General features: G+C 47.8%; 24 protein-coding genes. 20 read left to right on the top strand and 4 right to left on the bottom strand.

The features are described from left to right. The first annotated feature begins 32 nt into the window (after positions 1-32). Entirely contained in the window at positions 33-476 is a 444-nt protein-coding gene (gene thrR, locus MY7_RS11410; RefSeq protein WP_007408173.1) for a transcriptional regulator ThrR, read from the top strand. Between the two features lie 13 nt (positions 477-489). Further along, complete coding sequence (pheA, locus tag MY7_RS11405) at positions 490-1,347, top strand: prephenate dehydratase (protein ID WP_003152668.1); 858 nt, start codon at positions 490-492, stop codon at positions 1,345-1,347. A 26-nt stretch (positions 1,348-1,373) separates the two neighbouring features. Here pheA and MY7_RS11400 read toward each other — a convergent pair whose 3' ends face one another. Together MY7_RS11400 and MY7_RS11395 are read right to left on the bottom strand one after the other, a co-directional pair. Beyond that, positions 1,374-1,916 (bottom strand): transcription repressor NadR, encoded by a 543-nt coding sequence (locus tag MY7_RS11400; protein ID WP_029326049.1) that lies wholly within the window; start codon positions 1,914-1,916, stop codon positions 1,374-1,376. After that, entirely contained in the window at positions 1,913-3,064 is a 1,152-nt protein-coding gene (locus MY7_RS11395) for an IscS subfamily cysteine desulfurase (RefSeq protein WP_007612856.1), read from the bottom strand. The genes MY7_RS11400 and MY7_RS11395 overlap by 4 nt, the downstream gene beginning before the upstream one ends. Before the next feature lie 104 nt (positions 3,065-3,168). Here MY7_RS11395 and nadB point away from each other — a divergent pair, with 104 nt between their 5' ends. The 13 genes from nadB to yajC all read left to right on the top strand — a co-directional run bounded on the left by nadB (position 3,169) and on the right by yajC (position 14,090). Then, on the top strand, positions 3,169-4,734 hold the full coding sequence (gene nadB / locus MY7_RS11390) for an L-aspartate oxidase (protein ID WP_007612855.1): 1,566 nt from the start codon (positions 3,169-3,171) through the stop codon (positions 4,732-4,734). Then, positions 4,716-5,564 carry a carboxylating nicotinate-nucleotide diphosphorylase gene (gene nadC, locus MY7_RS11385; RefSeq protein WP_007612854.1) on the top strand — a complete coding sequence of 283 codons (849 nt, stop codon included), beginning with the start codon at positions 4,716-4,718 and terminating at the stop codon, positions 5,562-5,564. Before nadB ends, nadC begins: the two co-directional genes overlap by 19 nt. A gap of 1 nt (position 5,565) precedes the next feature. Continuing rightward, the gene (nadA, locus tag MY7_RS11380) at positions 5,566-6,669 is read left to right on the top strand and encodes a quinolinate synthase NadA (RefSeq protein WP_029326050.1); all 1,104 of its coding nucleotides are present in this window, start codon (positions 5,566-5,568) and stop codon (positions 6,667-6,669) included. A gap of 127 nt (positions 6,670-6,796) precedes the next feature. Continuing rightward, positions 6,797-7,987: a SafA/ExsA family spore coat assembly protein gene (safA, locus tag MY7_RS11375; RefSeq protein WP_007612852.1), complete on the top strand. Its 1,191-nt coding sequence runs from the start codon at positions 6,797-6,799 to the stop codon at positions 7,985-7,987. Between the two features lie 147 nt (positions 7,988-8,134). Next, positions 8,135-8,728, top strand: coding sequence for a YhcN/YlaJ family sporulation lipoprotein (locus MY7_RS11370; protein WP_007612851.1), 594 nt, complete (start codon positions 8,135-8,137; stop codon positions 8,726-8,728). Between the two features lie 132 nt (positions 8,729-8,860). Beyond that, positions 8,861-8,980: a hypothetical protein gene (locus MY7_RS20160; RefSeq protein WP_007612850.1), complete on the top strand. Its 120-nt coding sequence runs from the start codon at positions 8,861-8,863 to the stop codon at positions 8,978-8,980. A 132-nt stretch (positions 8,981-9,112) separates the two neighbouring features. Further along, on the top strand, positions 9,113-9,622 hold the full coding sequence (locus tag MY7_RS11360; protein WP_029326051.1) for an intercompartmental signaling factor BofC: 510 nt from the start codon (positions 9,113-9,115) through the stop codon (positions 9,620-9,622). Between the two features lie 136 nt (positions 9,623-9,758). Then, entirely contained in the window at positions 9,759-10,364 is a 606-nt protein-coding gene (ruvA, locus tag MY7_RS11355; RefSeq protein WP_007612848.1) for a Holliday junction branch migration protein RuvA, read from the top strand. 10 nt (positions 10,365-10,374) lie between these two features. Then, positions 10,375-11,379, top strand: coding sequence for a Holliday junction branch migration DNA helicase RuvB (gene ruvB / locus MY7_RS11350; protein WP_003152685.1), 1,005 nt, complete (start codon positions 10,375-10,377; stop codon positions 11,377-11,379). Then, positions 11,372-11,572 carry a DUF2905 domain-containing protein gene (locus MY7_RS11345; RefSeq protein WP_003152687.1) on the top strand — a complete coding sequence of 67 codons (201 nt, stop codon included), beginning with the start codon at positions 11,372-11,374 and terminating at the stop codon, positions 11,570-11,572. The genes ruvB and MY7_RS11345 overlap by 8 nt, the downstream gene beginning before the upstream one ends. Positions 11,573-11,597: 25 nt before the next feature. Next, complete coding sequence (gene queA, locus MY7_RS11340; RefSeq protein ID WP_029326052.1) at positions 11,598-12,626, top strand: tRNA preQ1(34) S-adenosylmethionine ribosyltransferase-isomerase QueA; 1,029 nt, start codon at positions 11,598-11,600, stop codon at positions 12,624-12,626. Between the two features lie 27 nt (positions 12,627-12,653). Continuing rightward, complete coding sequence (gene tgt, locus MY7_RS11335; RefSeq protein WP_007612844.1) at positions 12,654-13,799, top strand: tRNA guanosine(34) transglycosylase Tgt; 1,146 nt, start codon at positions 12,654-12,656, stop codon at positions 13,797-13,799. 30 nt (positions 13,800-13,829) lie between these two features. Then, positions 13,830-14,090, top strand: a complete 261-nt coding sequence (yajC, locus tag MY7_RS11330) for a preprotein translocase subunit YajC (protein WP_007408187.1) — start codon at positions 13,830-13,832, stop codon at positions 14,088-14,090. Positions 14,091-14,141: 51 nt separating this feature from the next. On the opposite strand, the gene MY7_RS11325 is transcribed toward yajC, so the two are convergent. Continuing rightward, positions 14,142-14,528 carry a TIGR04086 family membrane protein gene (locus MY7_RS11325; protein WP_003152697.1) on the bottom strand — a complete coding sequence of 129 codons (387 nt, stop codon included), beginning with the start codon at positions 14,526-14,528 and terminating at the stop codon, positions 14,142-14,144. A gap of 166 nt (positions 14,529-14,694) precedes the next feature. Between MY7_RS11325 and MY7_RS11320 the strand changes: the two genes are divergently transcribed. Next, entirely contained in the window at positions 14,695-15,351 is a 657-nt protein-coding gene (locus MY7_RS11320) for a DUF421 domain-containing protein (protein WP_003152699.1), read from the top strand. A gap of 7 nt (positions 15,352-15,358) precedes the next feature. Here the strand turns inward: MY7_RS11320 and spoVB are convergent, their stop codons facing one another. Next, positions 15,359-16,915, bottom strand: coding sequence for a stage V sporulation protein B (gene spoVB, locus MY7_RS11315; protein ID WP_007612840.1), 1,557 nt, complete (start codon positions 16,913-16,915; stop codon positions 15,359-15,361). Positions 16,916-17,030: 115 nt separating this feature from the next. On the opposite strand from spoVB, the gene MY7_RS11310 reads away from it, so the two are divergent. The 4 genes from MY7_RS11310 (at position 17,031) to MY7_RS11295 (ending at position 20,602) form a co-directional block, all read left to right on the top strand. Further along, positions 17,031-17,327, top strand: coding sequence for a post-transcriptional regulator (locus MY7_RS11310; RefSeq protein WP_007612839.1), 297 nt, complete (start codon positions 17,031-17,033; stop codon positions 17,325-17,327). A gap of 36 nt (positions 17,328-17,363) precedes the next feature. Continuing rightward, positions 17,364-19,583: a protein translocase subunit SecDF gene (gene secDF, locus MY7_RS11305; protein ID WP_007612838.1), complete on the top strand. Its 2,220-nt coding sequence runs from the start codon at positions 17,364-17,366 to the stop codon at positions 19,581-19,583. A gap of 131 nt (positions 19,584-19,714) precedes the next feature. Beyond that, positions 19,715-20,212: a cation:proton antiporter regulatory subunit gene (locus MY7_RS11300; RefSeq protein WP_007612836.1), complete on the top strand. Its 498-nt coding sequence runs from the start codon at positions 19,715-19,717 to the stop codon at positions 20,210-20,212. Positions 20,213-20,275: 63 nt separating this feature from the next. Next, positions 20,276-20,602: a LapA family protein gene (locus MY7_RS11295; RefSeq protein ID WP_007612835.1), complete on the top strand. Its 327-nt coding sequence runs from the start codon at positions 20,276-20,278 to the stop codon at positions 20,600-20,602. Positions 20,603-20,609: the final 7 nt, after the last annotated feature.

Raw genomic sequence — 20,609 nt, 5'->3', positions numbered from 1 at the left:
CAGGCTCTCTGATGTAAAAGGGAGGGGTGCAGGTGAAAGAAGAGACATTTTATTTAGTGCGTGAAGACGTTCTGCCTGATGCGATGCGGAAAACCCTTGAAGTCAAAAAGCTGCTCGACAGAAAAAAGGCTGAATCGGTTGCAGATGCCGTGCAGAAAGTTGATTTAAGCAGAAGCGCTTTTTACAAATACCGAGATGCGGTTTTCCCTTTTTACACGATGGTTAAAGAACAAATAATCACACTTTTCTTTCATTTGGAGGATCGGTCAGGCGCGTTATCCCAGCTTTTACAGGCTGTGGCTGACTCAGGAAGCAACGTGCTTTCCATTCACCAGACGATTCCGCTTCAGGGCAGGGCGAATGTCACGCTCTCAATCAGTACGTCCGCAATGGAAGAAAACATTCATACGTTAATGAATAAACTGAGAAAATTTGATTTTATAGAAAAAGTTGAGATCTTAGGGTCAGGCGCGTAAGGAGAGAAGAGACATGAAAGTCGGTTATTTAGGGCCAGAAGCCACATTTACACATCTAGCAGTCAGTTCCTGCTTTCAAAACAGCGTGACACAAGCACCTTATCAAACAATACCGGCATGCATGGATGCGGCGGTTGCGGGAGAAGTTGATCTTGCATTTGTTCCTTTGGAAAACGCGCTGGAGGGCTCGGTTAACTTAACGATTGACTATTTGATTCATGAGCAGCCTCTTGCGATCGTGGGGGAAATGACGCTGCCGATTCACCAGCATCTGCTCGTTCACCCTTCAAGAGAAAATGAGTGGAAAAAGCTTGAGAAAATTTATTCTCATTCCCATGCGATTGCGCAATGCCACAAATTTCTTCACCGGCATTTTTCGTCCGTTCCTTATGAATATGCGAAGTCAACAGGTGCGGCTGCCAAGTATGTCAGTGAGCATTCGGACCTTCCGATCGGCGTGATTGCAAATGAAATGGCCGCCGCTACATACGGATTGAGCATCGTGAAGCGGGATATTCAGGATTATCAGGACAACCACACGAGATTTGTCATTCTTTCGCCTGAAAAAGACGTCTCATTCGAAGTGAATGCGAAACTGTCTTCACGGCCGAAAACGACGATGATGGTAACGCTTCCCCAGGATGACCAATCAGGTGCGCTGCACAGGGTGCTGTCCGCTTTTTCATGGAGAAACCTGAATTTATCAAAGATCGAATCGCGCCCGACAAAAACGGGTCTCGGCAACTATTTCTTTATTATTGATATTGAACAGGCGATGGATCAGGTTCTCATTCCCGGTGCCGTTCAAGAGATGGAAGCCCTCGGCTGCCGGGTCAAGCTTCTGGGAACATATCAATCCTACTCGATATAAAAAAAGCCCTTCAGGGGGCTTTTTTTTTAATCTTTTATTAAAATACCCGCGTCGTCCAGCGCTTGGCAGGCTTGGTCAATCCGCTCTTTTGTCGGGGCGCTTAACGTATGAAGGTGCACGCCTCCGGTCAGCTGTGAAAGGTAAGCGGCATTTGTCGAGTTAATGTGATCCATGAATTGTTTGACTTCTTTCCGTGTGCTGACTCTTATGGCGGCGGTTAAATCGCCGTATACGGGGTGTTCAATAATGACGTCCTTTATGGTGACACCTTCATCGACAATGAGTTCAAGCTCTTCTTCCGTCCGCTCCGGGCCGTGCAGACAGGCGACAATCCGTTCGGCGTTATTTCCGCCGCCGGCATTTATGCTGATGTATAAGTAGCCTTGGCTCGTCGCGATAATCGGCTCGTTTTTTGCTTTCAAGAGCGATATGTCCTGCACGATCACCTGTCTTGAGACATTTGCTTTTTTGGCCAATTCGCCTCCTGTTAATGGCGAGCCGGCTTCTTTCAGCCAATGAAGCAGCATGTCGCGTCTTTTCTCCCCAGTAAGCTTCGTTCCTTCTGTCAAATTGCTGATTCTCCTTTCTTTTGCTCCCATAGCGCCGTAAATGTATGTATCAGCATATCGAGCTGTTCACATGTTGTTTCGTTTCCGAATGAGATCCGGAAAAACTGCCGCGCTTCCCGTTCGGTTTTTCTCAGCGCCTTCATAGCTGAAGAAGGGGCGTGACTGCCGGCGGAACATGCGCTCCCGGTTGAGATGCAAATATCGTTACGATTACATTCTAACATAATATATTGTCCTTCAAAGGAGTGAAAAAAACACCCGACAATGTGGGGCAGGCATTCACCGCCGATTTCTTCCTCTGAAAATGAAATGGGGAGGCCTTGACGCCGAATTTGGTCATACAAATAATTCCTCAGCCTGTCAGCATGCTCACGGTGTTCCTCCATATGATTCACTGCATACTCCGCAGCAGCGGTAAAAGCGCCGATGGCCGGCACATTCACCGTACCGGGCCTGAACCCGTTTTCATGCACGGTATGCGGATAAACCGGATTCCAGCTGACACCGGGCCGAATGTAAACAGCCCCGGTGCCTTTCGGGCCGTATACTTTATGACCGGAGACGGAAAGGGCGTCGATTCCCGCCTGATCCGCATCAATCGGCAGTTTGCCGAAACTTTGAACACAATCGCAATGCAGCAAAATGTTTCTCTGGTGAAGAAAAGCGGCCAGACGATTCACAGGCTGGATGAGGCCGGTTTCTGAATTGGCGTGCTGTATGGAAACGAGCCCTGTGTCAGGACGGATATGAGCCGCCAGTATGTCCTCGGTTATAAGGCCGTTTTCGTCGGGATATATGATGGTGACATCAATTCCCCGGTCAGCTAAAAACGCCGCGGCATTATGGATCGAATGGTGTTCCATTGCGGTCGTAATAAAATGTTTTTTGTGATCGGGCAGACCGTGCAGCAATGATTGGACGGCCAGGATGTTCGCTTCCGTTCCGCCGCTTGTAAAGTAAATGCCGTCTGCCGCTCCGCCGATCAATTTTCCTGCAGAATGTCTGCAATATTCCAGCACGTCCGCTGCTCTTCCTCCGGCGTCATGAAGGCTGCTTGCATTGCCGTATACCTCTGTGCTGAGATGCTGAAAGACTTTCGCGGCTTCTTTGCTTAAAGGCGCTCCCGCCGCGTAATCAAGATAAATCATACAGCCCGTCTCCTATCCGTTTATGTTAAAAAAAAGCTTGAGTTTATTTTATCGTTGTGTAAATATAGGTGTCAAGACAGGTGTAAATAACAGGAGGGTGATGTATGTCTGAAAAAACAATTATCGTCATTGGTTCGGGGACGGCGGCCCTTGCCTGTGCTTCCTCATTTCCTCCGTCATACCAAGTGACCGTCATCACAAAGAGAAACGTAACGAACAGCAATTCGCATTATGCTCAAGGCGGGATTGCTGTTTCATACGCAAAAGATGACTCTATAGAATCCCATGTGAACGATACACTGTATGCGGGATGCGGACACAATGACGTGACAGCCGTGCGGGATTTGCTGAAAAGCGGACAGAGCATGATAAACAGGCTGATAGAAGGCCATTTCCCTTTTGATACGAAGTCGGACGGAACGTTTTGTCTCGGCAGGGAAGGCGCTCATTCCAAAAGGAGAATTCTGCACGCCGGGGGAGATGCGACCGGACGGATGTTGGTTGAGTTTCTGGTTCAGCAGCTGAGGGACGGCATACGGATCATTGAACACGAGACAGTTGTTGATCTGCTGATTGAACACGGACGATGCGCAGGTGTTGCCGTAAAGGATGCTTCAGGCGCTGTTTCTTACAGAAGAGCGGATTGTGTAGTGCTTGCATCAGGCGGCTGCGGCAGTTTGTACCAATATCACACAAATGATTCCGCCATAACGGGAGACGGCATCGCTCTTGCCTTCCGCGCTGGAGCTGAGATCACGGATATGGAGTTCACCCAGTTCCACCCGACCCTCCTTGTGAAAAACGGGACTGTGTACGGTCTGATTTCTGAAGCAGTGAGAGGAGAAGGCGGATATTTAGCGGATCGCTTCGGGCGCAGGATCATGGCTGGCAGACACGCACTAGAAGATTTGGCGCCCCGGGATGTGGTTTCACGGGCGATTTATGAAGAAATGATGAAAGAAAATCCTGTTTTTATAAATTGCAGCCGAATAGCCGATTTTAAGAAACGTTTTCCGACCATAACAGAAATTTGTCAAACAGCCGGTGTTGATCTTGAAAGCGGGATTCCCGTAGCACCCGGAATGCATTTTTTAATGGGCGGAGTAAAAGCCGATACATGGGGGAAAACGTCCGTGCCTGATTTGTACGCCATAGGCGAGACCGCCTGCACAGGCTTGCACGGGGCGAACCGCCTTGCGAGCAACTCACTGCTGGAAGCGCTGGCAAGCGGGCAACGATGTGCTGAACATATCACTCAAACGCCGTTAAACGGAAGATATAAAAAAACCCCGAAGAAATCTGATGTCATCTTAGAAGTGCCGGACACAACGCTTCATGTGCTCCAAGCCAAAATGACAACCGGAGCGGGCATCGTCAGGGATAAAGAAAACATGCAGGCGCTGGCATCCTGGCTTAACAACGTATCTGTGCGTCATATAAATGTGAAGGATATCACAATAGAACAAGCCGAGCTATCCAGCCTATGGAAGACTGCGCAACTTGTTGTGACCTCAGCCCTTATTCGGGAAGAAAGCAGGGGCGCTCATTTTCGCGCTGATTTTCCCGGGACGGAGAAAGAGTGGCACGGAAAACAAATCATTCATTCAACATCTGGAACAGCTATCAGAAAAAACGAAAGGATTGGGGAACTATGGACATTCTGCAGCTGAAACAAATGCTGACTCATTTTTTTCAGGAAGATATCGGAACGGGTGATGCGACGTCACAAGCGATTTTTTCTGATCAGCAATGTAAAGCGCGAATCATCGCAAAAACAGACGGCGTGTTTGCCGGAGAAGCCGTTATCCGTGAAGGATGGAAGCTTTTACACGATGACATCCGCATCCGCTCCCTGAAAAAAGACGGAGAACGGATGAAAAAAGGAGACGTGCTCGCTGAAATGGAAGGCCAGGCGGCGGCTCTTCTTACGGGGGAGCGGGTCATTCTGAATCTCCTACAAAGAATGTCAGGCATTGCGACAATGACGGATGAGGCCAAAAGGCGTCTTGATGATCCGTCCATTAAGATTTGTGATACGAGAAAAACGACACCCGGGCTCAGAATGCTGGAAAAATACGCCGTTCGGGTCGGAGGCGGCTTTAATCATCGCTTCGGCTTATATGACGGCATCATGATAAAAGATAATCATATTGCCGCCTGCGGATCGATAAAGGCGGCCGTGGAGCGGGCAAGAAAAACGGCGGGGCAGATGCTTGCGGTGGAAGTCGAAATCGAATCCGAACAGCAGCTGCTCGAGGCAATAGAAGCGGGCGCAGACGTTATTATGTTTGACAACTGTCCGCCTGAGTCCGTCCGGCGTTTTGCAGCCATGACACCGGGACATATCAAAACGGAAGCATCCGGAGGCATAACGCTCGACACATTGCCCGCTTATAAAGGAACGGGCGTCCAATATATTTCACTCGGATTTCTGACTCATTCAATAAAAAGCGCCAACATCAGCATGGATGTTGAGGGTGCGGAACAGGGGGATTTTTAAGATGTCTATTTTTGACGTGCTAACTGCATCAGCCGAAATGATGCCGAGCCATTATAAAGACATGAGCACCGGAGAAATGGAAAAGCGGGTCGCCGCCATTAAACGGGCTTTCGGAAAGCGTCTGTTCATTCCGGGGCATCACTATCAAAAAGACGAAGTAATACAATTCGCCGATACGGCAGGTGACTCCCTGCAGCTTGCTCAAGTGGCAGAAAAAAATAAAGAGGCGGAATATATTGTGTTTTGCGGCGTGCATTTTATGGCGGAAACCGCTGATATGCTGACTGATGATAACCAAACCGTCATTTTGCCCGACATGCGCGCCGGATGCTCGATGGCTGATATGGCAGATATTCAGCAGACGGACAAAGCATGGCAAGAGCTTCAAGAACTGTACGGTAACACCATCATTCCGTTAACATATGTTAACTCGACGGCGGAAATTAAAGCATTCGTCGGACGGCACGGGGGAGCGACCGTCACCTCTTCAAATGCCCGGAGTGTGCTGAAATGGGCTTTTAAACAAAAAGAGAGAATTTTATTTTTGCCGGATCAGCATTTAGGCAGAAATACGGCCTATGACCTCGGCATTCCGCTGACAGAAATGGCTGTATGGGACCCGGTGCAGAACCGATTGCTTACTGACCATCCGGAAAACATTAAGGTTATCCTTTGGAAAGGGCATTGCTCCGTACACGAAAAGTTTACAGCGGAAAATATTTCTCAGCTGCGGCAGCGGGATTCCGGCATCCGCATTATTGTTCATCCGGAATGTTCGCGGGAAGTGGTCTCGCTCAGTGACGACAGCGGGTCTACCAAATACATTATTGATACGATCGAACAGGCTGAACCGGGAAGCAAATGGGCGATCGGCACGGAAATGAATCTTGTTCAGCGCCTCATTCAATCGCATCCGGATAAACAGATTGAATCATTGAATCCCGATATGTGTCCGTGTCTGACAATGAACAGAATCGACCTGCCGCATTTACTGTGGTCGCTTGAGCAGCTTGAAAAAGGCGAGCCGAAGGGTGTCATTAAAGTTCCGGAAGCGGTTCGGACAGAAGCGCTTCGTGCTTTGAACAGAATGCTGAGTCATACGTAATTATAAAAAATTCCCCTCCTTCCCAAAATTTTTTATCATCATGCCCAGTCCACCGGCATATAGTGTGAAGAAACGTATTGTAATGACAAATGTACCGTTCACGTTTTGTGCATAGGAGGGGAAAACGTTGAAAATTCATATCGTTCAAAAAGGCGATTCGCTCTGGAAAATAGCTGAAAAATACGGAGTTGATCTTGAAGAGCTAAAAAAACTGAATCATCAGCTTAGCAATCCAGACTTAATTATGCCTGGAATGAAGATAAAGGTGCCTTCAGAAGCCGTTCCGGTCAGAAAAGAACCTAAGGCCGGCTTCGGAACGTCTGCGCATAAGCATGAGCATCCATATGCCAAAGAAAAACCGAAATCAGTTGTGGACATTGAAGACACCATACCGGAAGAACCAAAGCCGTCAATTCCGTATGTGCCGCCAATCCCTGAAAAGCATGAAAATGTGCTGCCGGAAGCTGATATGAACCAATATTACCCGTCCAATCAGCTGTTTCAGCCGTGGTCGCCTCCTAAGCCGGAGGAACCGGTGACACATTTTGTCGAGCCGAAAGAAAAAGAGCATGACAATAACATTCCACAACAGGAGGAAATGATCAACATGGAAAACGCGAATTACCCGAATATGCCAAAGGCGCCTGAAGCCGGAAAGATGGAAGAAGAAAACGCCGCTTATCATCTGCCGAACATGCCAAACATTCCGAATGTCCCGTTTCCGAATATGCCGGCCGTTGAACCGCCTTTTATGCATTACCCGATGCCGTGCATGCCTTGTCCTTGTCCGGTTCCGGTGACACCGATGCTGCCGGGTTCTGGATTATGCCACCCTTGCTTCCCGGTAGGCGGAGGTTTCGGCGGTTTTGGAGGAGGTTTTGGAGGCTTTCCGGTCATGCCGATGCCGTTACCGTACGGATTCCATCATCCGGGATTTGGGCCGCATGCGGGTTACGGTGAATATGAAAACCAGGCCCATGAAAATGCAGAGCATTATGATGGTTCTGCATCTGGTTTCGGCGGTGCTCCTTACGGTCAAATGCCGTATTACGGCGGATATTCGTCACATTACGCACACGCCCCTCATCATGATGGAAAATATAAGGATGATGATTGCGGCTGCCATGATTCACATCATCACCATCATCACCACCACGGTTCACATCACCATCACGCAAATATGCCTGTGCAGCCGTATCCGAATATGGGTGCAAACGCAGGACATTTTATGCCTTACGGCGGAGCAAATCCCAATGTCGCGCCGAATCAGCCGAGTCCAAATCAAGTATTCGGACGGCCGGAGGAAGAAGAAGATTAATGTTTCGGGACGATGTATGTCGTTCCTTTTTTTATGTCCAACTGAGGAATGGACATAACTGACAAGCTTAAACCCGCCGCCCGCCGCACATCCTAAACATGAGCGGAAAACGCTCAAACAGCGATGAATCCACGGGGGGTTTTTCCATTGGGTAAAAAACTGATGACGATCGCGGGCGTTTTAGCCGTGACGGCAAGCTTAACGGCATGCGGAGCAAATAATGCCATGAATGACGGACGCAACAATCAGTCAACACGTCCGGTCGGATATTATTCGAATGATAATGGTAACGGCAGAGGCCAGTACGGAATGGACCATCAAGGACCCGTTTCTGAAATGATGGAAAACCGAAACGGCCGTCATAATACGACAAATGTGTCCGACCAGTACGCGCCTAATGACGGGGTTCCGTTAACGACGGACGGCACATATAACGGCCGAAATGTCAATACGCCGCCGGCAGCAATGTCTTATAATGGGTATGACAACGCCGAAAACATCAGGTTGGCGGCAAAAGTTGCAAACCGCGTGAAAAAAGTAAAAGGCGTACAGGATAGTCAGGTCATCGTGACTGACACGAGAGTCGTCATTGCCGTCAGAACAAATCATCCTTTTACGAAAAATGATGATAAACATGTCAAACATGCGGCCAAAAAATTCGCGGACGGCCGTACAATTCAAGTGTTTACCGACAACGCTACTTTTACAAAGCTGCAAGACATGAACAGAAACAGCCGTTAAACGGACTGCCGGATGATTTCATCCGGCAGTATTTTTATGGGTAAAGCTTCATCATTTCTTTACATATTCTTAAAACGCTCTTTATATTGCGGTGTTAACATAAAAGTAATAAAACGTAACGGAGGGGCCGGGATGAAAAAAACGGAGCATGACAAAAGCCGCGGAGCAAAAACTGTGTATCTGACCGTAAGGGGATACCGGCTCAAACTGACGCCCGGACAAATGAAACTGATTTCAGCCGGCCGGGCATAATCATCGGGGCAGCCCTCATATAGAGAGCTGCTTTTTTTCGGCTGAAACAGACAAATGAAAGAAAACGGTTAAGCACCGGCATCTTTGGTCAAACTAGCATCAAGAGTTTGATTGAATAAAGAGGTGTTATTGGTGAAACGAATTTGCGGTGCTCGTCTATTGTTTATGCTTAGCTTATCGGCTGCAGTCCTGATTTGCGGAGGAAAAGGCGCATACGGGGCGGAGGTCGAGCATTACGGGCCGCTTCGGGTGCATGTCCAGCTGGAAAAGGTCTATCTTGACGGTGATGTCGGCATTGAACATACGGATGAAACCGTCTTAGCGATGGAGGATTTTTGGGCCGCATATGCCGGCTGGACGCTCGTCGAGCAGAAAAAAGGCTTCGTCCTTTTCCGTAAGCATGTTGATGACATTTCTCCGCTCAGTAAGGTTAACGGTTATATCGGCGTCACGGACGGAGGCGTCATCTCCACTTTTCACGGCCGTCCCGGATCGCTGGCCGAGCCGATTCAGTCTTTCTTCCAGATTGATATAGAAAGGCTGGAAAGCCGATTGCAAAAGCACTTGGAACACGGCATACCGTACAGGACAAAAGCGGAGTTTGAGAGCGTGATCGATCATATTAAGACTTACAGCGGCTGACTTTGACGCAAGACATGTGACACATGTCTTTTTTTTTTCTGAATGGAAGGTGTCAAAGCGAACATACGTTAACTTTTCTATAAGACTTTGGCTGTTTTTGTGTTACAATGATAAGCAGTCAAAGAGGTGAATAGGTGTGATTGAATTCGTGAAGGGGACGATTGATTATGTATCTCCCCAATACATCGTGATTGAAAACGGCGGAATCGGCTATCAGGTCTTCACTCCGAATCCGTTTATTTATAAGGTAAGCAATCAAGAGACCATTTTTACGTATCATCATATAAAAGAAGACGCCTTTTCTTTGTACGGTTTTTCAACCCGGGAAGAAAAAGCGCTTTTCACAAAGCTGCTGAACGTCACCGGCATCGGGCCTAAAGGGGCCCTCGCCATCCTCGGTTCCGGTGATCCCGGAGCCGTCATCGAAGCGATCGAACAGGAAGATGAAGCCTTTTTGGTGAAATTTCCGGGTGTGGGCAAAAAAACGGCGCGGCAGATTATTCTTGATTTGAAAGGCAAACTGGCCGACGTCGTGCCTGAAATGATTGATAACCTGTTCAATCATGAAGCGCGCATTGAAAAACAAGAGGCTGAAACGGCGCTTGACGAGGCGCTTGAAGCGCTCCGGGTTCTCGGCTACGCCGAAAAAGAAATTAAAAAAGTGCTTCCTCACTTAAAAGAGGAAACGTCGCTTTCAACAGATCAATATGTGAAAAAAGCATTGCAAAAATTATTAAAGTAAGGTGATGTTCATGGATGAACGGCTCGTTTCAAGTGAAGCAGACAGCCATGAATCAATAATCGAGCAAAGCCTCAGGCCGCAGAATCTCGCCCAGTATATCGGCCAAAAGAAGGTGAAAGAAAATCTGCGCGTGTTTATCGATGCGGCGAAAATGAGGCAGGAAACGCTGGACCACGTTCTTTTATACGGGCCTCCGGGTCTCGGGAAAACAACGCTTGCGTCTATCGTGGCCAATGAGATGGGTGTGGAGATGCGGACGACGTCAGGTCCCGCCATCGAAAGACCGGGAGATTTGGCAGCCATTTTGACGGCGCTCGAACCAGGGGATGTGCTGTTTATAGACGAAATTCACAGGCTGAACCGCTCAATTGAGGAAGTGCTGTACCCGGCGATGGAGGATTTCTGCCTTGATATCGTCATTGGAAAAGGCCCGTCTGCCCGCTCCGTCCGTCTCGACCTTCCCCCTTTTACGCTTGTAGGAGCGACGACAAGGGTCGGATTATTGACCGCACCGCTCAGAGACCGGTTCGGGGTGCTGTCGCGCCTTGAATACTATACGCAGGAAGAGCTGACAGATATCGTGTCAAGAACGGCTGACGTTTTTGAAGTGGATATCGAAGAAGCTCCGGCTCTGGAAATCGCCAGACGGTCAAGGGGAACGCCGCGGGTTGCAAACCGGCTTCTCAGAAGGGTGAGAGATTTTGCCCAGGTGCTCGGCGACAGCCGCATCACGGAAGAAATCGCTCACGATGCGCTCGAACGTCTTCAAGTCGATGCGCTCGGCCTCGATCATATCGACCATAAGCTGCTGATGGGCATGATCGAAAAATTCAGCGGCGGTCCCGTCGGCCTTGATACGATTTCCGCGACAATCGGCGAAGAACCGCATACAATAGAGGATGTGTACGAACCGTATCTGCTGCAGATCGGATTTCTCCAGAGGACGCCGAGGGGACGGGTCGTGACTCCCGCTGTGTATGAACATTTTCGATTGGAGGCGCCCGCCCGTGACTGACTTTCCGAAGGTTCTCATGGTTCTCGGTGCCGTTTTGCTTATTGCCGGCGCAGTCTGGCACTTTGTCGGAAGGCTGCCCGGAGATATTTTCGTTAAGAAGGGAAATGTTACATTTTTCTTTCCCGTTGTCACTTGTATTGTGATCAGTGTGATACTATCCATTCTGCTTAATTTTTTCGGCAGAATGAAATAACAATAGACAGAATAAAGGTGAAATGATGAAAGTCGATTTATTTGATTTTGAACTGCCTGAACGCCTCATTGCCCAAGTGCCGCTGAAAGAGCGTGACGCATCGCGGCTGATGGTGCTCGACAAACAGACGGGCGGGCTGACGGACAGTTCATTTAAAGAGATTGTAAGCTTTTTTAATGAAGGGGATTGCCTCGTCTTGAACAATACCCGTGTGCTGCCTGCAAGATTATTCGGCACAAAAGAAGATACGGGAGCGAAAGTGGAGCTTCTGTTATTAAAACAGGAAGAAAATGATACATGGGAAACGCTCGTAAAGCCGGCGAAACGCGTAAAAAAAGGAACAGTCCTGACATTTGGCGACGGCCGGCTGACAGCGGTCTGCACGGAGGAGCTTGATCACGGAGGCAGAAAAATAGAATTCCGGTATGAGGGGATTTTTTACGAAGTGCTTGAATCACTCGGTGAAATGCCGCTGCCTCCTTATATTAAAGAGCAGCTTGATGATAAAGAACGGTATCAGACCGTCTTTTCAAAAGAAATCGGATCTGCCGCAGCTCCGACGGCCGGACTTCATTTTACGGAAGAGATTCTGGACGAGCTGAAGCAAAAGGGTGTGCGGATTGAATTTATCACACTTCATGTGGGACTCGGCACATTCCGCCCGGTCAGTGCTGATGATGTGGAAGAGCATAACATGCACGCGGAATTTTATGAAATGACGGAAGAAACCGCCGCCTCTTTAAACGAGGTCAGAAAGGCGGGAGGGCGCATTGTGTCGGTCGGGACGACATCCACGCGCACCCTGGAAACCATTGCCGGCGAGCATGACGGCGTATTTACCGCTTCAAGCGGCTGGACGTCCATCTTCATTTATCCGGGATATGAATTTAAGGCGATTGACGGCATGATCACCAATTTTCATCTGCCGAAATCTTCCCTTATCATGCTCGTTTCTGCGCTTGCCGGCAGAGAGCATGTTCTTTCCGCCTACCGTCATGCGGTAGAAGAGGAATATCGTTTCTTCAGCTTTGGCGACGCCATGCTGATTATCTAATTTGAATGACAGGAGGCCTCATACAAAGTGGCTGAACAACCGATACGTTATGAATTTATAAAGGAATGCAAACAAACGGGAGCGCGCCTGGGCAGAGTCCATACGCCCCACGGCTCCTTTGAGACGCCTGTATTTATGCCGGTCGGCACGCTTGCTACGGTAAAGACGATGTCTCCGGACGAGCTAAAATCTATGGATGCGGGCATTATTTTAAGCAACACGTACCATTTATGGCTCCGCCCGGGACACGACATTGTAAAAGAAGCGGGCGGGCTTCATAAGTTTATGAACTGGGACCGCGCGATTTTAACGGATTCCGGCGGTTTTCAGGTCTTTTCATTGAGCAAGTTTCGTAATATAGAAGAAGAAGGCGTTCATTTCCGCAATCACTTAAACGGAGACAAGCTGTTTTTATCTCCGGAAAAAGCGATGGAAATTCAAAACGCCCTCGGCTCTGATATCATGATGGCGTTTGATGAGTGTCCGCCGTATCCGGCAGAGTATGATTACATGAAACGCTCTGTGGAACGGACCAGCCGCTGGGCGGAACGCTGCCTGAAGGCGCACGGGCGCTCAGATGAGCAGGGGCTGTTCGGAATCGTACAGGGCGGAGAATACGAAGACCTGCGGACACAAAGTGCAAAAGACTTGGTTTCGCTTGATTTTCCGGGTTATGCCATAGGCGGATTATCTGTCGGCGAGCCGAAGCACGTCATGAACCGAGTGCTTGAGTTTACAACTCCGCTTTTACCGAAGGACAAGCCGAGATATTTAATGGGTGTGGGTTCACCGGATGCCTTAATTGACGGCGCCATCCGCGGCGTGGATATGTTTGACTGCGTACTGCCGACCCGGATTGCCCGAAACGGCACGGTGTTTACGAATGAAGGGCGTCTGAATATGAAAAACGCCAAATATGAGCGTGATTTCCGTCCGATTGATGAAGAGTGCAGCTGCCATACATGCCAAAATTACTCCCGCGCTTACATCAGACATTTGATCCGCTGTAATGAAACGTTTGGAATTCGATTAACAACTTACCATAACCTTCATTTTCTGTTACACTTAATGGAGCAGGTCAGACAAGCCATCCGGGAGGATCGTCTTGGTGATTTCCGAGAAGAGTTCTTTGAGCGTTACGGCTATAATAAGCCAAATGCGAAAAGCTTCTAAATAAAACCATTCTTGAAAGGAGGGAAACAGATGGGTACTTTAGGCACAATCGTTCCTATTATTTTAATGTTTGCAGTGCTTTATTTCCTGCTCATCCGTCCGCAGCAAAAGCAGCAGAAGGCCGTACGCCAGATGCAGGAAGAGCTGAAAAAAGGGGATACAGTGGTGACAATCGGAGGATTGCACGGCACTGTTGATTCAATTGATGAAAGCAAGGTCGTCATTAAAACAGGTGATAACACCCGTTTAACATTTGACCGCCGCGCAATCAGAGAAGCTTCCGCTGAATAACAGCGAAGCTCATACATACAAAAAAAGAGCGGAGAATCCGCTCTTTTTTTATTACGCTGATCTGCTTCCTTTCAAATTCACTCCGAAAATGCCGCCCAGCATGCTGACTCCCAAAAAGCCGAGATGAAACAAAAGCTGACCGGATGTAAACGTTTTTCCGAACCCTAAATATTGAAACAGCAAGATGATTAATGAAAAACAGACGGCGGTTAACGCTCCGATCATCCAGCCTTTTTCCTTCGCTTTGCCGCCCGATATAAAACCGCCCGCAAATAAAGAAAGAAAGGAAAGCGCGGTGATCAGCCAGCTGAAAGATGACTCTTCCATTGAGGTAACCGTCAGTAAAAGCGAAATCGCCAAACTCGTAAGAAGCATCACCGCAAAGATAGCCACTAAGCCATACAAGACGCCTCTTCCCACTTGTTTCGTTTCTTCCATTTTTATCTCCTCTCCGCCCTGCGGCCTGATATATGACAAGCCGGAGCCCGTCTTTTTCTAAATGTATTCTCTGAATGTTCGAATTAGACGTAAATGCATGATGTTCAGCCCGTTTCTTACATAATTCAGAGCCGATGGCAAATGCTATGACCGTTGGAGGTGCGATATGGAAGATATTTTCATTATTACGTTTCGTACGATTGTGCTTTATTTTATCATTCTTGTGATTTTCAGACTGATGGGAAAACGGGAAATCGGAGAACTGAGCATTTTAGACCTTGTCGTCTCCATTATGATTGCCGAGATTGCCGTATTGGCAATTGAAAATGTAAAAGATAAGCTTTTGCATACAATTGTGCCGATTGTCGTTTTAATGATTATTCAAGTAAGCCTTGCTTTTATTTCGCTCAAAAGCCAAAAAATACGGCAGCTGCTTGACGGAAAACCCACCATTATTATAAAACAGGGAAAAATTGATGAACGGGCGATGAGATCGCAGCGCTACAATTTTGACGATCTTCTTATGCAGCTGAGGGAAAATAACATCGATAGAATCTCTGACGTGTCATACGCCATTTTGGAGTCTTCAGGCAAACTGTCGATCGTCAAAAAGAAAAACAATAAGGATAAGCAGATGGAAACATCGCTTATCGTTGACGGGGTCATTCAGAACGAGCATCTGGACAGAATCGGGAAAGATAAACACTGGCTCGAAAAAAATTTAGCAAAAAGAGGATATCGCGATCTTTCGGTTATATCATTCTGCACGTTTACGGACGGCGCTTTTTTTATTGATCTTAAAGATGAAAAAGGGGAGCCATAAATCGGTTTCACCGCGTCACGAACTTGCCGATGACCGGAATCCGGATCAGCTCTTCCCTTTTAATCAGCCTGAATAACAGAAGAAGCGCTATGTACAAAATCGCGGTCATTGCAATCCAGCCTGTGAGATTAACAGCCTCTGACCCTGAAAAATGAACGGCGTGTTTGATGATGCGGCTGACATAACCGCAAATGAATATGACTGCAAAACAAAGCGCGTATTCTTTTATTTTAATGCTGATCGGAAGCACCTTGCTTACGGTGGCCGCATGCAGCAGGGTGACAAGGACCATCCCCGTTACAATCGCAAGTGCGGCGCCCATGATGCCCAATGAAGGCCTGGTCGCCAAAACAAAAATTAGGCCGGTTTTGACAGCGGCGCCGATAAAACTGTTCATCATGGCGGCCCCGGCTAAATTGAGAGCCTGCAGCACCGCCTGAAGGGGCCCCTGAAAATAGTAAAGCAGAAAAAACGGCGCCATCACTTTAACAAATACCGCCGCATTAGTTGATCCGTACATGACGGACATCAGTTCATCAGCGAAAGAGAATAAAATAACCACCGAAATGCCTCCGCTTAAAAGACACAGCCTCATCGCCTGTTCCAGACGGTATTCGACAACTTGCAGCTTTTTTTGCTCCATCCCTTCACTGATCGCAGGAACAAGCGCCGTTGACAGAGAATAGGTTATAAAGCTGGGCAGCGTCAAAACCGTCATGGCAAATCCGGTCAGCTCCCCGTACTGGCTGGTGGCGGCAGCGGTGGCCACTCCTGCAATCGCAAGGCTCTGCGCGACGACAATAGGTTCAAAAAACCAAGATAAATTTCCGATGAAGCGGCTTCCGGTTGTCGGGAGCGACACGCTCATCAGCTGGCGGAAGGTTTCTTTTCCATTTGCAATCGACTTGAAAAATTGTTTTCTGATTCTGATTGTTTTATTTGCTTTAAAACAAATGAATAAATAAATAAGAGAGGCAAGCTCCCCGATGACAGACGAAATCATAGCTCCGGCTGCGGCATATTCAATCCCGTACGGCAGAAACACCGTCGTGCAGACTGCGACAAGTGAAATCCGCACGATCTGCTCAAGCACTTGGGAAAACGCCAGCGGGTTCATATTCTGCCTGCCCTGAAAGTAACCGCGCAGCACGCTGGAGATCGCAATAATCGGCACGACGGGCGTAATCGCCAGAAGCGGGTAAACCGTGCGCTGATCCGTCAGCATCGTTTCGGACATAATCGGCGCAAAGCATAAAAACAGCGGCGTGAAGATGAGACTTAATATCCCGGTGACGGTAAGCGACATCACTAAAATGTGTTTCATTTTCTGCCGGTCCCCCCGCGCGCTTGCTTCAGCGACAAGTTTGCTGATGGCAACGGGGAGGCCGAATTGAGTCAAAGTGGTGGCCAAGAAAAATGTCGGGGCAGCCATCATGTATAAACCGACCCCTTCTTCACCGATAAACCGGGCGATAACCACCCGGTTGACAAAGCCGAGCATTCTCGTAACCATCCCGGCTGCGATGAGAATAAGAGTGCCCCTTAAAAAAGTCTGTTTTGCCATTTTATAAACCCCTGCCTTCTCAAACTACCTGGAATCATATACAATAAAGATATGCGCCGATGTCGTCCGAGCATGACAAGTCTTCGAGAAAAATGGAAAAAGGAGCGAGCGCCCAGTGGAGAAACATCCCGCCGAAATGTACAAAGATCATTTGCGGCCTTTCTTGTACAGTAAACTTGAAGAGTTCAAAATCCTCGGATACGATGATGTTGAGCACGAGAGTTTATGGTCATACTTAATACATAAAAAGTGGAAACAGAAAAAGGAACTGCCGCTGTATGAATTGGCCGGCAATATTTTATCAGTTAAAATTGGCGATTTTATGAACTATGCAACCGTCGAAGCTTTTAAGTCGTCTAATTGGCTGGAAAGCGATGAGGGTCAGGAAGCTTTAGATGAACTGCTGAGATAATGATTTGACGGCATAGGTTTAAGGAGGAAATACATAATGAAAAAAGGACGCTTGATTGCGTTTTTCCTGATCGTATTATTAATCGGCACAGGGCTGGGGTATTTTACAAAACCGGCTGCCAATAATATTACGTTAGGATTGGATTTACGCGGCGGGTTTGAAGTTCTGTACGATGTGCAGCCCGTCAAAAAAGGCGATAAAATCACAAAAGACGTGCTCGTCAGCACGGTGCAGGCGCTGAACCGCCGGGCTAACGTTCTCGGCGTAAGCGAGCCGAACATTCAGATTGAAGGAAATAACCGCATCCGCGTACAGCTGGCGGGCGTCACGAATCAGAACAGGGCGCGCGAAATTCTGTCAACGGAAGCGCAGCTCTCCTTCAGGGATACGAATGATAAAGAGCTTTTAAACGGCTCTGATCTCGTGGAAAACGGCGCGAAGCAAACCTTTGATCCGACGACGAACGAACCGATTGTCAGCGTTAAGCTGAAGGATGCGGATAAGTTCGGAGAAGTGACGAAAAAAGTCAAGAAAATGGCGCCTAATAATCAGCTTGTGATCTGGCTTGATTACCAAAAAGGTGATTCATTTAAAAAAGAAGTCGGCAAAAAACATCCGAAATATGTATCCGCTCCGAATGTGAGCCAGGAATTAAACACGAAGGATGTCACGATTGAAGGTCAATTCACCGTTCAAAAAGCGAAGGACTTGGCCAATATTTTAAACGCGGGCGCGCTGCCTGTGAAGCTGACCGAAAAATACTCTACTTCAGTAGGGGCACAATTCGGACAGCAGGCTTTGCATGATACGGTAGAGGCCGGCATCATCGGTATTGCAATTGTTTTCTTATTTATGCTGCTTTATTACAGACTGCCTGGACTCATAGCGGTAATTACGCTTTCTGTATACGTGTATATTACGCTTCAAGTGTTTGACTGGATGCAGGCGGTGCTGACGCTTCCGGGTATTGCGGCGCTCATTTTGGGTGTCGGGATGGCGGTTGACGCCAACATCATCACCTATGAACGGATAAAAGAAGAACTGAAACTCGGCAAATCCGTCCGCTCAGCTTTCCGTTCAGGGAACAGACGGTCATTCGCGACGATTTTCGATGCGAACATCACAACGATCATCGCAGCGGTCGTGCTCTTTATTTTCGGGACAAGCTCTGTAAAAGGGTTTGCGACGATGCTGATTCTGTCAATTCTGACAAGCTTTATTACAGCTGTCTTCCTTTCAAGATTCCTGCTCTCCCTTCTCGTGGAAAGCAGATGGCTTGACCGGAAAAAAGGCTGGTTCGGCGTCAAGAAAAAACATATTATGGACATTCAAAAAACGGATGAAAATACTGAACCGCATACGGCATTCCAAAAATGGGATTTCACGAGCAAGCGAAAATATTTCTTTATTTTCTCAAGCGCTGTAACCGTTGCGGGAATTATCATCTTACTGGTCTTTAAGCTCAACCTGGGAATCGATTTTGCAAGCGGTGCGCGGATTGACGTGCAGAGCAATCATGCATTGACGGCGCAGCAGGTTGAAAAAGACTTTGACTCTCTCGGCATGGAACCGGAAAACATCGTGCTTTCTGGTAAAGAGAACCATGTTGCCGCGGCCCGGTTTGTCGGAGAGCCATCTAAAGAAAAAATCGCTGAAATCAAAACGTACTTTAAGGACAAATACGGATCTGAACCGAACGTCAGCACGGTATCGCCGACAGTCGGAAAAGAACTGGCCCGTAATGCCTTATATGCCGTCGCCATTGCATCAATCGGCATTATTATTTACGTGTCAATCCGTTTCGAGTACAGAATGGCTGTCGCCGCGATTGTATCACTGCTGTATGACGCTTTCTTTATCGTCGCGTTTTTCAGCATTACCAGGCTGGAGGTCGATGTCACCTTTATCGCCGCTATTCTCACCATAATCGGTTACTCGATAAATGATACGATCGTTACATTTGACCGGATACGTGAGCAGATGAAAAAACGTAAGCCGAAGTCATTTGCCGATCTGGAACATATCGTGAATCTGAGCTTGCAGCAAACCTTTACACGTTCGATCAATACGGTCTTGACCGTTGTGATTGTTGTCGTCGTGCTGCTCATTTTGGGCTCATCGTCAATTACAAACTTCTCCGTCGCTTTATTGGTCGGTTTATTGACGGGCGTTTATTCCTCTCTTTACATCGCCGCGCAGCTGTGGCTTGTATGGAAAGGTAAAGAATTTAAAGGGAAAAAATCAATCGAAGAGTAAAATGGGAACAGGCTGTCTTGCAGAAGGCAGCCTGTTTTTTCAGGCCGCATTGAACTTAAAACCTGCATTTGCTATAATGACATACGCTTACATAATCAATCATCATTGTAAAAACATGTAGGAGGGTTCTTATGAACGTTCGTGAGTCGGAGCTTCCGGGCATCGGCCAGAAAGTAGAAGTCATTACGAAAAATCACGATAAAATCAGTATTATTCTTCATGATGACGGCAGAAAAGAGCTCTATTACTTCGATGAGAATGATCATGACGAATGCTTGGCATCCGTTGAATTTAACGACGAAGAGGCGAGGCAGATTTCCGCTATTTTAGGCGGGATGACGTATAAGCCGAAAGCGTTGGAATCTGTGGAAGTTGCGCTTGATGACCTCGTCATTGAGTGGTTTAAAGCCGAATCTCATGCACCGGCTGTCAGCCGTACAATCGGAGATTTGGAGATCAAGAAACATTACAACGTCCAGATTATTGCGATCGTAAAGAAAAACCGGCAAAAACAGCTGAGCCCCGGCATTGATACCGTAATTGAAGCAGGGGACACCCTCGTTATATCGGGAGAAAGAAGCGGACTGAAAAAGCTGATCCGTGAGCAGTTAACGGCCCGGATTTCCTGAGACCGGGGTTTACTCCCGGGAAAATGGGGGAAAAGATAAGAATGAACAATTGGGGGCAGACGCATGAATAAACAATGGACTATTATATTCGCTTTACTATTTACTTTGATTGTCGCCATCTTTGCTGTCATTAACGTGCGGGCGGTTGAGGTTGATTATCTGTTCGGAACCGCTGAATGGCCGCTGATTTTAGTCATTTTAGGCTCTGTGTTAATGGGAGCGCTGATCGTGTTTTCAGCCGGTATCTTTCAAGTGATGAAACTGAAGCGCGAAATTAAAATGCTGCGGAAAGAAAACAGATCCGCAGGTGAATTGACGGCTGATTCGGACGGCCAAAAAACAACCGCGCCGCCGGAAGAAATGCTTGAAGAGAAAAAAGGATCAGAATAACATTTGA

It is taken from the genome of Bacillus sp. 5B6 (assembly GCF_000259405.1).
Lineage (GTDB): Bacteria > Bacillota > Bacilli > Bacillales > Bacillaceae > Bacillus > Bacillus velezensis.
This window is presented reverse-complemented; position numbering and strand designations above follow the sequence as displayed.